The sequence below is a fragment of the Nitrospirota bacterium genome (assembly GCA_030684575.1).
GTDB lineage: Bacteria > Nitrospirota > Nitrospiria > Nitrospirales > Nitrospiraceae > Palsa-1315.
Window position 1 is genome coordinate 231,458 of record JAUXVD010000023.1, and the last position, 14,467, is coordinate 245,924.

The 14,467-nt window shown below is 56.0% G+C and carries 11 protein-coding genes; all 11 read left to right on the top strand.

The genetic code is table 11. The features are described 5' to 3' along the window. Window positions 1-775 precede the first annotated feature (775 nt). The 11 genes from Q8N00_17970 (at window position 776) to Q8N00_18020 (ending at window position 14,328) form a co-directional block, all read left to right on the top strand. Window positions 776-1,513, top strand: coding sequence for a DUF3365 domain-containing protein (locus tag Q8N00_17970; GenBank protein ID MDP2384673.1), 738 nt, complete (start codon window positions 776-778; stop codon window positions 1,511-1,513). A gap of 73 nt (window positions 1,514-1,586) precedes the next feature. Further along, on the top strand, window positions 1,587-1,949 hold the full coding sequence (locus Q8N00_17975; protein ID MDP2384674.1) for a response regulator: 363 nt from the start codon (window positions 1,587-1,589) through the stop codon (window positions 1,947-1,949). A 13-nt stretch (window positions 1,950-1,962) separates the two neighbouring features. Then, window positions 1,963-2,478 (top strand): chemotaxis protein CheW, encoded by a 516-nt coding sequence (locus Q8N00_17980; GenBank protein ID MDP2384675.1) that lies wholly within the window; start codon window positions 1,963-1,965, stop codon window positions 2,476-2,478. 80 nt (window positions 2,479-2,558) lie between these two features. Then, window positions 2,559-4,433 (top strand): methyl-accepting chemotaxis protein, encoded by a 1,875-nt coding sequence (locus tag Q8N00_17985; protein MDP2384676.1) that lies wholly within the window; start codon window positions 2,559-2,561, stop codon window positions 4,431-4,433. 50 nt (window positions 4,434-4,483) lie between these two features. Then, window positions 4,484-7,858, top strand: coding sequence for an Hpt domain-containing protein (locus Q8N00_17990; GenBank protein MDP2384677.1), 3,375 nt, complete (start codon window positions 4,484-4,486; stop codon window positions 7,856-7,858). A 65-nt stretch (window positions 7,859-7,923) separates the two neighbouring features. Further along, window positions 7,924-8,442, top strand: coding sequence for a chemotaxis protein CheW (locus tag Q8N00_17995; GenBank protein MDP2384678.1), 519 nt, complete (start codon window positions 7,924-7,926; stop codon window positions 8,440-8,442). After that, window positions 8,436-8,885: a chemotaxis protein CheW gene (locus Q8N00_18000; GenBank protein ID MDP2384679.1), complete on the top strand. Its 450-nt coding sequence runs from the start codon at window positions 8,436-8,438 to the stop codon at window positions 8,883-8,885. Before Q8N00_17995 ends, Q8N00_18000 begins: the two co-directional genes overlap by 7 nt. A gap of 42 nt (window positions 8,886-8,927) precedes the next feature. Next, window positions 8,928-10,322: a response regulator gene (locus tag Q8N00_18005; GenBank protein ID MDP2384680.1), complete on the top strand. Its 1,395-nt coding sequence runs from the start codon at window positions 8,928-8,930 to the stop codon at window positions 10,320-10,322. Window positions 10,323-10,371: 49 nt separating this feature from the next. Continuing rightward, on the top strand, window positions 10,372-11,319 hold the full coding sequence (locus tag Q8N00_18010) for a hypothetical protein (protein MDP2384681.1): 948 nt from the start codon (window positions 10,372-10,374) through the stop codon (window positions 11,317-11,319). Between the two features lie 77 nt (window positions 11,320-11,396). Beyond that, on the top strand, window positions 11,397-12,203 hold the full coding sequence (locus Q8N00_18015) for an AAA family ATPase (protein MDP2384682.1): 807 nt from the start codon (window positions 11,397-11,399) through the stop codon (window positions 12,201-12,203). Window positions 12,204-12,255: 52 nt separating this feature from the next. Further along, on the top strand, window positions 12,256-14,328 hold the full coding sequence (locus tag Q8N00_18020) for an HD domain-containing phosphohydrolase (protein MDP2384683.1): 2,073 nt from the start codon (window positions 12,256-12,258) through the stop codon (window positions 14,326-14,328). Window positions 14,329-14,467 lie beyond the last annotated feature (139 nt).

The window sequence follows — 14,467 nt, forward strand, 5'->3', positions numbered from 1 at the left end:
GATTCTTTCCTGCAATACGATTTCCCATCTATGACCGTGGGGCCAGCGGCCCCATCTTCTTTGCCTCCTATCCTTGTTTGAACCTTCTTCTGTTTCTGCTTCTCGCGACCTCGACCACTCAGGACGGTGAGGATGCCCTTTGCTCATCGGTGCCACGCGGTGGCCTCAGGGGTCAAGCCCATGTCGTCTTGTCTGTCCTTCTGATCGTGAGCCATCGAACATCCAGTTGATAGAGGACCATAGGGAGGGTGCGGCTTCGAGGTATCAGCTCTGCGCGTAGGGTCTGGTGATGGCATGGCCGGAATATCGAGAATGAAATGCCAAATCCATATTGTCTGCTACACTTTTTACCATAGACGTGAGGCATGAGCAGAATGATGCTGATTCTCACACGATGGGGAAGGGACCGCTCCATCGAAGAGATGGTGATGCCGAAGTCTGTGCTTGTGATGTGTGATGGTCATTTTTTGCCAGGACGACATCATTTTGTCACAAGGTGAACAGTTCGGTGCTGGAGTGGCAGGAAGGATGTCTGTGAAAACATGTGTGGGCAGATCTCAAAACTACAAGGTAATTCAAGGGGATCTGTCGTGGTGACTGCATAAGCATTCAGTTGAGCACAACCTTTGCACTGTCGCCGCGTGATGAAGCGTTCGAGTAGCGATGTTTCCCGAAGAATATGTGAGTGCGAACGGTGGCGGCTTTGCACCAAGGGGACAGGATGGCGAGTGTTGGGATGGAATCGTATTCCGAGGCATCAAGGAGGAGAACGGGCATGATACAGACACGTTTGAGCTGGCGAATGGTAAGCGGGGTGACTGTGGCGGCCCTGGCACTCTATGCGAGTCCGGTCATGGCTGGGAATGAAGCGGAAGTGGCAGAGCACTTGATCGAGTTGGTCAAGATCGGCCGTGGCGTCTTGTCGGAGCAGATGAAGAATATCAATGACCCGGCCAAGGCCGACAAGGGTTTTACCGGCGATTACATGTCCAGCCAGGTCGTGGAACGGTTTAAGAAATCGACCAAACTCGATCTGCGGATTCCCAACGTCGTGCCGCAAGCGAATCTCTATCTCGCCTTAGTCCAAGCGGAGAAGGAAGTGGTGGACGAAGCCCAGCCGATCATCAACAAGCCAGGGATTTCTTTCAAGGGATTCATCCCTGCCGTGTTTGCCAGGAGAGTTGGAGAGCAGTTTTACAAGAAGTCCGGTGTCCGTATGAAGCTCACGGGAATCGATTATCGAAATGCCAATAATAAGCCGGATGACTTTGAGTCGGAAGTCTTGCGGATGTTCAACGATCCGCGTCACCCCAAGGGACAATCCTATGTCCGGAATACGATGGTGGATGGCAAGCCGGTACTTCGCATGATGGACCCGGAATATGCCGGTCCGACCTGCCTGGGTTGTCATGGTTCACCGAAAGGCGAGCGCGATGTGACCGGCATGAAGAAAGAGGGATGGAAAGAAGGGGAGTTAGCCGGGGCGATCAGCGTGGTGCTGCCGCTGAAATAGCGACTAGAGATTGAGCCTGACGGAGAGATGAGATAGCACGCATTCACGTTACATCACCAAAGGAGCGCGCAAGATGAGCAAGATTGTCGTGGTCGATGATTCGTACGCCGAGCTGCAGTTGATCGAAGGATGCCTCAAGGCGGCCAACTACACCGTGGTGTCCTTCCCGAATACCGAGAAGCTCGAAGACAAAGTGGCCAGCGAAAAGCCTGATCTCATCGTGATGGACGTCGTGATGCCGGGCCGCAACGGGTTCCAAGCCTGTCGAGATTTAAAGGGCGATGAGCGGTGCAAGAATGTCCCGATCATTCTCTGCACCTCGAAAGGCAATGAGAGCGATAAATTCTGGGGGCAGCAGCAAGGGGCGAACGGCCACATTGTGAAGCCATTCAAAAACGAAGAGCTGCTTGCGGCCATTAAGCGAGTGATGGGCTAAGGCAATGGCATCGATGCCGCATGTCATGACCGTGGATTCCAGCAGGCCAGCGCCTGGCACGTCAAGCTCAGGAGCCGGCCCTGGTCATTCGTCTGGATCGGCGACCATTCGTGCCGCCATCATCTCCATGGGAGGGGAACTCTTCACGATCGACCTACGAAGCGTACGCGAAGTGTTTGTCGTGGAATCCATCACACCGGTTCCCGGGATGCCATCCGGCTTGGTGGGAGTCACGAACCTGCGCGGAACGGTCATTCCGTTGCTCGACCTGCGGATGATGTTTTCGCTCAACGCAGAAGCCACACTGCAATATGCCGTCGTCGTGAAACATGGGAATTGGCAAGTGGGTGTATTGGTCGATACGGTGCCAGAAATCCGCACCCTCTCAAAGGACCAATTCATGCCGGCCCCAACCGGCACGGGGGAGGCCGAATTTCCCTTTGTGTCGACGGTAGTCAAACTCGAGGACCGGTTACGGGGCGTGTTAGAAACGGCAGCGGTGCTCTCGCATTTCGAGAGCGCGGGATAAGAATGCGGAAACGTCACATGCCAGGTAGTTCACGACATGAATGCATCGATCGCTAGCTAGATAGAAGGAGGAGGTTCCCCATGGTGAGGCCTACTGTACTGCAACGGTTTGAAGACTTAAAAACACAAACGAAACTCCTGACGGCCTTCGGCGTCGTCAGCGTCATCATCGTGATCATGAGCTCGTTGGGTGTGTGGACCAATAAACGCATCAGCCAACAGACTGACGCAATCTACGTCGATTACACCGTTCCACTGATCGACTTCAATACGATGTTGTTCAATCTCAATAAGTATCATGAGACGCTCCAGGACCTGGCTCGAGCGCCTCGCGCCACGGATTTTAAAGTCGACGTCGCCAAGATCGGGCCGTATCGACAACAGATCGATCAGTTGATTGCCAAATACGAGGCGACAAGTTTACGTACCTCGAGTTCCGGTCGTGATGAAGCCAAGGACCTTGTTCAGCTCAAAGGCGCGATTGCCACATTCTTTCAACAGTCGGAGGCTGGGGTCGCCGCCATTGCTGAAAGTTTTGAGTCGAAGTCATTGTCGCCTGGACAGGCACAACAGATGAGAGAATTGGGACAGCTTGCCTTGACGGTGAGTATTGCACCGGCCTTCGATGAAGTCAGCAGCCGCCACTCAGAACAGATTAAGACGATGCAAGAGATTGCCAAGGATCTTAGTAATGAGGCGAAGTCGCTTGCGGCAAATGCCACCCTCGCGTTGGTGATCGGCGGAGCGCTCGCGGTGCTGTTGGGATTATCGATCGGTTACTGGGTGGCGCATAAACTGGCGCTGGGTATTGGACAGGTTGCGCACGTCGCACAGTTGGCGGCAAGTGGTAACTACCAAGCTCGCGCCAAGATCACGTCAAAGGACGAACTCGGACAGATGGCCGCGTCGTTCAATGCCATGTTGGATCGTATTACGGCCCTCGTGACGTCGGAGTCCGAGCGCGACGACATGCAAAAACGGTTGATGAGCTTTCTGGTCTTGGTCTCGGACGTCGGTAAAGGAGATTTGACGAAACGCGGTGAGGTGACGGCAGATATGTTCGGCAACCTTGCGGACGGATTCAACCTCATGGTGACCCGGTTCGGACAGTTGTTGAAGCAGGTTCGAGAGGCTGCCGAACGCGTCAACAAATCAGCCGGGACCCTTCGGGAAAGCGCAGGACAGATGGCTGGAACCGCGAAGCATCAGGCGGACGAATCCACCAAGACGTTAGGCGCGGTCGAACAATTGGCCACTTCCATGCGTCAGGTTGCAGAAACCGCCGGTGCCTCTTCGGAATCGGCGAAGCAAGTGTTGCAAGCGACAGAACGTGGACGAGTGGCCGTGGAAGAAACCGTGCAGGACATGCACAGCATTCGTTCAGCCGTGCAACGTATGTCGAAGCAGGTCAAAGCGCTGGGCGACCGGTCCTTGGAAATTTCACAGATCGTGTCGACGATTCGGGATATTGCCAATCAGACGAACTTGCTCGCGTTGAACGCCGCCATCGAGGCGGCCGGCGCCGGTGAAGCCGGAGCTCGATTCGCCGTCGTTGCCGATCAGGTCAGAAAACTGGCCGAAAGTTCGACGCAAGCGACGCGCGAAATCGCCGATCTTGTGAAGGTGATTCAGACGGAAACGCAAGACGCGGTGGTCGCGATGGAGCAGGAAACACAGGCGGTGGAAGCCGGGTCGGCCTCTGCGCTACGTACCGGTGAAGTGTTCAACGAAATTTCAGGAATTGCCCAACGTTCGTCGGAGTTGGCACAGACCATCGCCAGCGCGGCGGTCACCCAGACCGCGTCGACGGATCAGGTGGGTCGCTCGATTAAGGACTTCTCCGGCGGTGCCGCGGCGACGCAAAAAGTGACGGACTCTGCGCGCGTGACCGTCGAAGATATGGCGAAGCTCGCCGAAGGGCTGACGTCTTCCGTCGCCCAGTTTAAATTGGTCTAGGTCGGCTTCCCGGAGCATCCTCTGGATGCTCCGGGTAAGAAAGGATAGGGATGAGCTCCGAACTTGACCGAGACGACCTCGTCGATATATTCGTCGCTGAAGCGACGGAAGCGATGGACATCCTCACCAAGGCCTTCCATCCGTCCGATGGGACGACGCCGACTCCCGCACAACTGCAAGAACAGTATGTGTGGGCACATAAAATTCGTGGGGCATCAGGACTCTACGGATACGAGGGGTTAGCCCTGATGGGGGCCTTGATGGAATCCACCTTGGAAGAGGCGCCATCGATAGAGGCCTCACTCTGGCCGAAGGCCTTGGAGATCTTACGCGGGATGGTCACTTCGTTCGAGTCTCAATTGAAAGTTGTTGCGCAAGGCGAGCCTGAAGACCCATCCGTGGGTGCGCGATGGAAAGCCGAAGTGGCTGGATTGTTTCCCGTTGTGCCTCAAACCGTTCATTCTGATGAATCGATTGTACTCACAGCAGACTATCTCGTGCCGACTCTCGATATCGAGGTTCTGTCGTATTTTTCCCCGGAAGCGGAGGAGTATCTAGAGACCATCGAATCGCTCCTACATCGACTGCGGCATGATTCTCAGGATAGAGAAACGATTCAGACGCTCTACCGCACGGCCCACACCTTGAAAGGGTCTGCTCACACGATCGGGTTCAAGGTGGTCGGGGACGTGGCTCATCCGGTCGAAGACTGCATGATCGCGGTGCGTGAAGGCCAGGTGGCCATGTCGGCTACGTTGATCGGGGCGATCAGTCGGGCGGTCGAGGTGACTCGGTTGCTCATGCGCCGAGACGACGACAGTATCGTGCAATTACAGCATGCTGTGCCCGAAGTCATTCAAGCGCTTGAACGGATCCGCAAGGGGGAAGGTATCGCGGTAGCGGCTCCAGCGGTTGCTCCGATCGTCTCAGTGGTGCAGGTTGCGGCGGCCGTCGTCGACTGTCCCGAGCCATCGGCCATTCCAGAAGCGGAACCGTCACCCGGCTCGAACCCATTGACGGATGAGTATCTGCTGCCGCTTCTGGATGCTGAAGTGCTGTCGTACTTTGCTCCTGAAGCCCAGGAGTATCTGGAGTCACTTGAAGCGCAATTACTTCGCCTTGAAAAAGAACAGCACAATCCTGAAGTCATCAATCAGCTCTTTCGGACCGCGCATACGCTGAAAGGGTCTGCCTATACGGTTGGATTCCAGTCGATTGGCGATCTGACGCATTACGTCGAAGATTTTATGGGCTCGGTTCGGGAGGGGCGTGTCAAGATTCTCCCAGGGCATACGGATGTATTGTTACGATCGGTGGATGTGGTTCGCTTGTTGATGCGTAGAGATTCTTCATCCCTCGACATGCTGCGCCAGCGATTCGCGGTCGCCTTGCAAGGACTCAAGCAGCTCGATCAGCCTATGGCGGATCAGGCCGTTGAGGCACGGCCTACCGTTCAGTCAGTCGCGCCGCCGGTGGAGCAAGAGGCACAGGATCAGCAAGACGCCGAACCTGCCAAGACGGTGGACGGGAAAGCGGCAGAAGATCGCGAAGTCATCCGTGTGAGCCGCGATCGGTTGGAGCGACTATTGAATCTGGTCGGTGAGCTCGTGATCGGCCGAGGACGGCTCGAGCAACGACTGCATATGCTGGAGAATCTTTCTCAGCAAGTGTTAGCGTGCAAAGGACGTTTGGTCGAATCGGTTCGTTCGTTTGAGGAGAAACATACCTTCACGCTTCCGGCTGCCTCCTCAAGCCCGGCGTCCGTCCCCTCTCAGGGTATGGCCGGTCTCAGCGATTTTGGCAGTCTTGAGTTCGACAAGTACGACGATTTCAATATTTTGGCCCGTCGAATCAGTGAGGTCACGGCAGATATTACCGAATCGATGACGCAGCTGAGCGGATCGATTCGTCGTTCGCATGAAGACATGAGTCACCTCGCACAACTCACCCTCGGGATGCGTGATGAAATTGCCCGGGCCCGTATGGTGCCGGTCGGCACCCCGTTCACCCGATTCCGTCGCGCCACACGGGAGATGGCACGGGCGACAGGGAAAGAGGTGACATTAGTCACTTCCGGTGAACATACCGAAGTGGACACGGGCGTCGTGGAGCGGCTGGTCGATCCGTTGGTGCACCTCGTGCGCAACGCGGTCTATCACGGAATCGAGCCTGCGGCGGTTCGCATGTCGAAGGGCAAGCCTGCGGCCGGGACGATCTATCTCCATGCGGCGCATCGCGGGAATGCCGTATTGATCGAAGTGGAAGACGATGGAGCGGGGCTTGATGTTGAAAAGATCAGGGCCAAGGCGGTGGAGCGAGGGTTGATTCGCCCTGAAGTGGCCCGCGTGTTACCGGAATCAGAAGTGGTCAAGTTTATTTTCATGCCGGGATTCTCGACGGCTGATCAGATCGGTGATCAGGCTGGGCGAGGGGTCGGCATGGATGTGGTGAAGCGCGTCATCGAAAGCATGAACGGCCACATCGATGTCGAATCCATTCGAGGTGTGGGGACGAAGTTCACGTTGAGTCTCCCGCTGACCCTGCTGATTGCCACGGCGCTCATGGTGAAGGCCGGGAGCGAACGGTATGCGATTCCGTTGCCGTCGGTCCGCGAAGTCACCATGTTAACGGCCAACTCGCATCAACGGATGGGTGAGCGATCCATCTTGCATGTCGGTGATGAGGCGATCGAAGTACAGCCGCTCCAACAGTTGCTCACTCGGAATCGTGTGCCGGTAGAAATCGGGAGACCGGTGGTCATCGTGAGAACGGCCGCTGGTATGATCGGGTTGCTGGTTGATGAATTACTCGGTCGTCAGGAAATCGTCATTAAACCATTAGGATCGTTTAAGTCGTTGGATCGTTCCAACTTTGGTGGCGCAACCATCGATCCGGAAGGTCGCGTGGTCCTCGTGTTAGACCCGGCTCGGCTGTTGGCGCGAGAAACGCCGGTCGCAGCTGGAGCGGAATTGTCATTTGACGCGGCATCCTCAGCAGCGGCCTTGATCCCCTACGTGGAGGCGCCAGAGCCGAAGGCATTGGAACCGTTGATTCTTTTAATCGACGACTCCTTGAGCATTCGGAAGTTCGTCGGTCGAATGCTGGAGTCCGCCGGGTATAAAGTCGATACCGCAGTGGATGGAGAAGAGGGTCTCCGTAAAGCATCGGCGCATAACTACCGGCTAATCCTCACCGATCTTGAGATGCCGAAGCTGAATGGCTATGAAGTGATCCAGGGGTTACGCAGCCGGGCGCAGACCCAGGAGACGCCGATTATCGTGATGACGACCAGAGCCGGTGATAAACATCGGCAAATGGCGCTGAATATCGGGGCGAGCTCGTATATTCCCAAGCCGGTAGAAGAGCGGGCATTGATTCAGGAAATTGAGCGCTGGATCGGTAAAGAGGCCACCGTGCGTCAATAGGATTTCGCGGTAGAGATTCGTCATGCGGTTCTTGGTAGCGAGCCATTGTCAGAATTGGAACGATCATGAGTTTACGGGGTCATCTTAAATCGACGAATGTGCTTGTAGAGACGGCCAGCTTCTTGGTCGTTCGCCTGGGGCGCACGTATCTGGCATTGCCTGCCGATGGAGTTCGCGGCGTGCTGACGCCAGAAGAGATCGGTCACGAACAAGCCGTCACGGCGACGGGAGCTATCTATCAATCGGTTGACCTCGCGCAGTTACTTTCTGTAATCGTCGACCTATCCGGTCACGAGATGCGGACGGTGTTGTATTCGAACGGCCATTCGCATGGCGCGATTCGCGTTGAGCAGGTGGTCGGCTTGACGGACGTGGAACGCAAGAACTGTCTTCCGTTGCCGCCGCAATTTCAATGCGATGAACGTCGGTGGTTTGGGGGAATGATGTTATACGAGGACCTTCTGGTGTTGATCGTGAATCCTGCCTGGATGCTGGGCGAGTTGGCCGAGGTGGTCTCTGTGGGCGCAAAGGAGACCTCGCAGCTGGTCACCGCTGGTCCACTCACAGTTGGTGGGTCGTGCTGAGGGCGGCTCGAGGACAGCAGCAGACTCAGGCCACAAAACGGTCGTGGAATGTGGTGGTCTTCTCCATTGGCGGGATGAAGTTGGCCGCACGGACGGAAGATGTGGGGGGCGTGTCACCCTGGACTGACAGTATTCCTGTGCCGAGTCAGACACCGTTCGTGCAGGCGATGCTGAAACGGGACCATCAGGTGATGCCGGTGTATGAATTGGCGAACAGGCTGAGCCGCACCGTGGAGGGAGATCCCTTGCTGTGCCTGGTCGCTCGTCACGTCGATGGTCCGATGGCGATCTGTATTGATGCGGCGGTACCTTCTCTCGAAATGGTAGATGCTGCAGCGATTCGACCCACTATCAGCGGTGATCTTGAAACGCTCGGGTCAGTCACGATTGGTGGGGACGACGTGACGATCGTGGCCTTGCAACGACTGGGACGGTTAGGGTAGGACCTCGTTCGAGGTTCACGGTAATGGGGAAAGGAAGCTGAGATGCCAAACGTGTTGGTTGCCGATGACAGTATTGCCGTTCGGAAAGTCGCGGAGCGGTTGCTGACCGAGGCTGGATTTGGAGTCACGCTTGCTGCGAATGGTGAAGAGGCGTTGGCCTATTTGGCCAAAGAGAAGCCTGACATGGTCGTCACCGACGTGATCATGCCGGATAAGAGCGGGTACGAAGTCTGCGCCTTTGTGCGTGCGCAGAGCGGATTGGCAAACACCCCGGTGCTCTTGATCTCCGGTATCGTCAACGAGGAGGTGACCAGGCAAGCTGAATCCTGCCACGCAGACGGAGTGCTGAAAAAACCGTTCCAGGGTACCTCTCTCAAGGATCGCGTGCTTGAGTTATTGGCCAAGAGACAAGCGCCTGTTGCTCATGCTCAGAAGCCTGTTGAGCCGGTGCCAGAGACGGTTGAACCGATTCAGACGGCGCGTGTCAGTGACGAACAATTGGAAACATATCGGCAGACAGCTGCGCGGTTGAAACCGCTCGAGGAAGAACTTCAGGTTGAACGAGATCGATCGGCACAACTGACTCAACGCGTAACGCAGCTTGAAGGACAGTCTGGCAACATGAAGGAACTCGAGTCGATGCTGGCCCGAGAGCGCGAGCAGGCGGCTCAGTTGAAGGAAAAACTTGCAGAAGCCGAGCAGGCGACTGTTCGGGTGCAGGCGCTCGAATCTGAATTAAAAGGTGAGCGAGAGCAGGCGGCCGAGGCCAAGAAACAGGGAGTCGTGGTTGAGAGTCTGACGGCCCATGTGCAGGAACTGGAAGAGGCGCTTCAGAAAGAACGCGAGGACCGGGCACAAGAGGCCTCAAGTCTCGCCGAGGTGCAGAAACGTGCAAGTCGTGTCCAGGAGATGGAGGCGACGTTGCATGCCGAGCGCCAGGCAGCCACACAACTGGTTCAACAGATGACAGCGATGGAAAAGACCGTAGCCCTGTCTCAAGAGCTGGCGCTGCAATTGGCACAAGAACAGGAACGTACGAGCGACGTGACGCGCCGGGCTGATGAGGCTGAACGCCAGGCAGTTGCTCAACTGGCGCAGGAGCAAGCGCAAGTGCAGGAACTTTCTCGGCGTGTGGCTGAGCAAGAACAGGTTGTCGCACGGATGGGCCTGTTGGAACAAACATTGGTTGCCGAACAGGAAAAGAATCACGACCTTGCTGCACGCCTTTCCGAGTCCCAACGTGCAGCAGAACGAGTCCAGGAGTTTGAATCGTTGCTTCAGACCGAGCGAGAACGGAATAGCCTTTTAGCCAAGCGTGCATCCGACACTGAGCAGGCCGCCGAGCAGGCGACCAAACGGTTTGAAGAAATGGCGACCAAGCTTAGCGAGATCGCAGGGTTGGCCTCTCAGCTGGGGAGTGGGAAACGGCGGTCCTGAATCGATAGGCCTCGCGTAAGAACTGTCACAGTCGTGAAGGACTGAGGTTATGGCTGCTGAGACGACAGATGATTTCCAGAAAGAGCTGATCGATCTTTTTGTGCAGGAGGCACAAGAATGGCTTCAGAACATCCACGTCGCCCTTGATGAATTGCAACAGGGGCCAGCGCCTGAACGGCATGCCAAACTCATCGGGATCATTTCAGCAGGAGTGACGAATCTCGGAGGATCCGCGGCCACAATCAATCTCCCGGATGTCGAGCAGGCCAGTTTCAACGCCATTCCCTTCATCGACGCTATCCGGGATCCAAACAAATCGCTTTCCGTTCAGGACTTTCTCTCCCTCTGCAAGCAGTTAGGACAGATTCATACGGCCTTGACCCAGGCCACGGGCATCTCCTTTGAAGATGACGGGAGTGGCGCCGCGGCTGAGGCCGCCTACACGAGCCTCTCATCTGCTGATTTCCTGCAAGCCTTACAGGCATTAGAGGAGAGACAGCCCTCGGTGGCCATGTCCGGACGGAACGTGATTCGGGCCATGATCGAGCAGATAGAAGGGCAGGTTCAGGCCGGTGTTGGGCAAGTGGATGCCACGGTGATCCAGGGCTATCTGACGCGCGTGTCCGACGCGGAAGAGTTGTTTCTGCAAGCGATTGGCACGCAGGTGCCAGCGATTTCTGAGAAGCTACATGTTCTCGGGCAAGACGTACAGGAGCCCACTTCGCGTATGGCAGCCCTCGACGGGTCACTCCAGGACGTGGCACGGCTTCGAATCGAAGCGCAACAGGTGAATGCGGGGGTGGCCATGCTGTTCTTTACAGGCTTGCACAGTTTATTGACAGTGATGGCGCAGCGTCGAGTGCATCTGGCTGCCGCACGGGTGGAAACTGTGAAGGCACGGCTTCACAGCATGGGTACAGCGATCCGCGAATGGGCGGAGCATGGGCGCGCTCAGCGTGCCGCAATCAATCAGTTGCTTCCCTCCAGCCAGTCATGATCATGTGCCAGAGCCCCGCACAGAGTTTCGTTGGATGCTCACGGAAGTCAAAATAGACGAGCGAAGATGATGGCCCAATGACGACAGACGTGGATTATACGAAGTATTGGGGGCTCCAAACCCTTCCCTTCGACAATGTGCCGGACCCGCGATTTTATGTGCCCTGCACCCAGCATGATACGGCCTATCAGTGGTTGAGTTATGGGATTCAGACCCGCAAGGGCATGCTCCTGCTCACCGGCGACATCGGGTGCGGAAAAACGTTGCTCAGCCGCCGACTGATCAGCGGGCTGTCGTCTGCACAGTATGATATCGCGCTCGTTGCCAATCCCGCATTGTCTCCATCAGAATTATTGGATGAGGTGTTGTCGCAGTTTGGACTCGATCCCGTGCGATCCAAAGCAGGACGATTACAGCAGCTCAATGAACGACTGCAGTCGAATGCCCAACGTGGAATCAGCTCGGTCTTGATCGTGGATGAGGCGCAAGCGATTGAACGCGTCAAAGGATTTGAGGAGCTGCGATTACTGACGAACTTCCAACTCAATGACCGATTCTTGTTGACCGTGGTGTTGATCGGGCAGCCTGAATTGCGTCATCGTGTGGCGAACATTCCACAACTGAACCAGCGAATTGCGGTTCGTGCCCACTTGGGCCCCTTCACGGCAGAGGAGACGGCGTCATATATGAAGGCTCGCATGGGTATCGCCACTCATCGGACAGATGTCTTTACGAAGGAGGCCGTGGCAGCCATTTATGAGCAGACGCAAGGGATTGGGCGGCTGATCAATGCCCTCTGCGATCAGTGTCTCTTTGCCGGATCCCTCGAAAACATGGTAGAGATCGATGTCAGACTTGTTCAGCGGGTCGGTCAATGCCGATGATCTATTGTTGAATGTGTAAGAAGAACGACCGAAGACCATGAAGGAATACAACGTGCCTGATTTGTATCAGATTGCACAGGAGCACCTGACGAGCGTGGCCTTGGCCGTCCAGCGGCAGGACGCACTCGACTTGGATCCCGTATCTACGCTGGCGACAGGTATTGTGGAGGCACTCAAGAGAAGTGATCAATTACTCGTGCAGGCGATGAGTGGGCCCGCCGGTTCTCCGCTGATTACAAATCTCGTGAATGTCGGCATTGTCGCGACGAAGGTCGGTGCCGGATTGGGTTACCACGGGAAAGAGTTGGAGCGGTTGACGTTCGCAGCGCTCCTGCATGACATCGGTCTGTTTGCCGTGCCGCAGTCGGTCATCAGTAAATCCAGCCGGTTGACCCAAGATGAACGGATGTTGATCGAACAGCATCCGGATCTCGGCTATGAGGCGATTCGTAAGGCCGGTCCACAATACGAGTGGCTGGCACAAGTGGTGCGTCAAGCCCATGAGCGGTGGAACGGGCAGGGATACCCCAACAAGCTGAAGGGGCGGCAGATCAGCGAGTTTGCCCAAATCATCGGGGTGGTGGATGTCTTCGATGCCCTGGTGAGCCCACGGGGCTATCGCCGTCGATATTTTCCGCATGAAGCGGTCCGAGAATTGATGGTGGCGGAACGAACGGCATTCCCGCGCGAGGTGCTGAAGGCCTTAGTCGAACAACTGTCTGCCTATCCGCTCGGCACCTCGGTGAGGTTGACCACCGGAGAGGTGGGGACCGTGAAGCACATCAATACGAACTACCCGCTTCGTCCGATCGTCTGGATCGAGGATGATCCAGTCCTCGGCCAGGAATCCCGGCAGCTTGATTTGAGCCTGACCCCGCTCGTGTCCATCGTTCAAACGCTTGAACCTCCTGACGTCGCGCGTTTGTCCTTTTCGACGATTGAGAAAAGTCCACAGCCATCTGCGATCGTTCCCGCGGCATCCGATCAGTTCACGTCGTTGTTGGAGGGGTTGGATGCGCTGGCCAGCGCGATTCAAGGCGCGGTCGAGGCGAAGACTCCTGGACGAGAACAGGAGTCGACGGCGTTGTTGGACGAGCGGAGATGGACTGTTGATTCTTCTGCTCAGGATCTGACGGATCCCAGCTTTGAGAAGGAAGTGATCGGGCTCTTTGCCCTCGAAGCCCATGAATGGCTAGCTCAAATTCAAGCGGCGTTGAGACAACTGGGTGAAGGGACGCACGAAACGATGCGTCCGAAGCTCTACGGGATTCTCTTGCACGGAATTACGAATCTTGCCAAGTCCGCGTCAACGGTGCAATTCCATGCGATTGCGCAAATGGCCTCGAACCTGCTTCCCATTCTCCACGATGTGGGACGTCAGGAACCGCGTGCGATGACGGCAGCGCTGCTGTCGCTTCAAGAGGGATTGGATCGGATCAATGTGGCGGTGCGTCGATTAGCAGGAGATCAAGCGGACGATTGCTTTGAGCAGGAGGGCGATTCTGTTGGACCGGTGGAAGACACGCAGGAGATATCTCCTGCGCTGGCAATGGATGATTCTGCGGCCTCTTTACAACTGTCCCCTGTCGCTACCGGACCTTCCAGCCCACCCCTTCTTCATGCACTACGGGATCTGCAACAGGCTCGTGCCCGGTCGATGCAGCCAGCGCGCGATGTTCTGGAGGCCGTAATTCATCGAGCCGAGCAGAAATCCGATCATCTCGATGTGACTACCGTTGGACAGATTTTGACGGAGCTCGATCGACTCGACGATGAGTTTCTTCACGAAGTCTGTCGCCTGGTCCCGATCATGAGTCGTACGCTTGAAGAATTACGAGCGCGAGGGCAGATGGATTTTGTGGCGGCGTCTCAGCTCGATCCAATTATCCAGCAGATCGAGGTCCTCCACGACATGGCCAACCATGTACAAGCGACGATGATCACGATGTTTTTGCAAGGGCTGCGCTCCTTTCTCATGGTGGCGGTCTATCGGAAGACCTCGACCTTGCCGCAACGACTGGAGACGGTCCAGGGTCGAATTCATGCGTTGATTCCCATGGCGGAGCAATGGGTCAATATCGGGCGGATCGAACGATCGGCCATCGGTAATATTTTGCCAGTCTAGTTTCGTCCTGCAGATTTGCACAGTTCTGTACGACTGTTGCGAGAAAATATTTTCGATCGTCAGCAAACGGTGACTGTCCTCTCTGTATATTTCTTCGACATCATCGCATCTCCATGGAATTGCACGGATTGTACTGCCT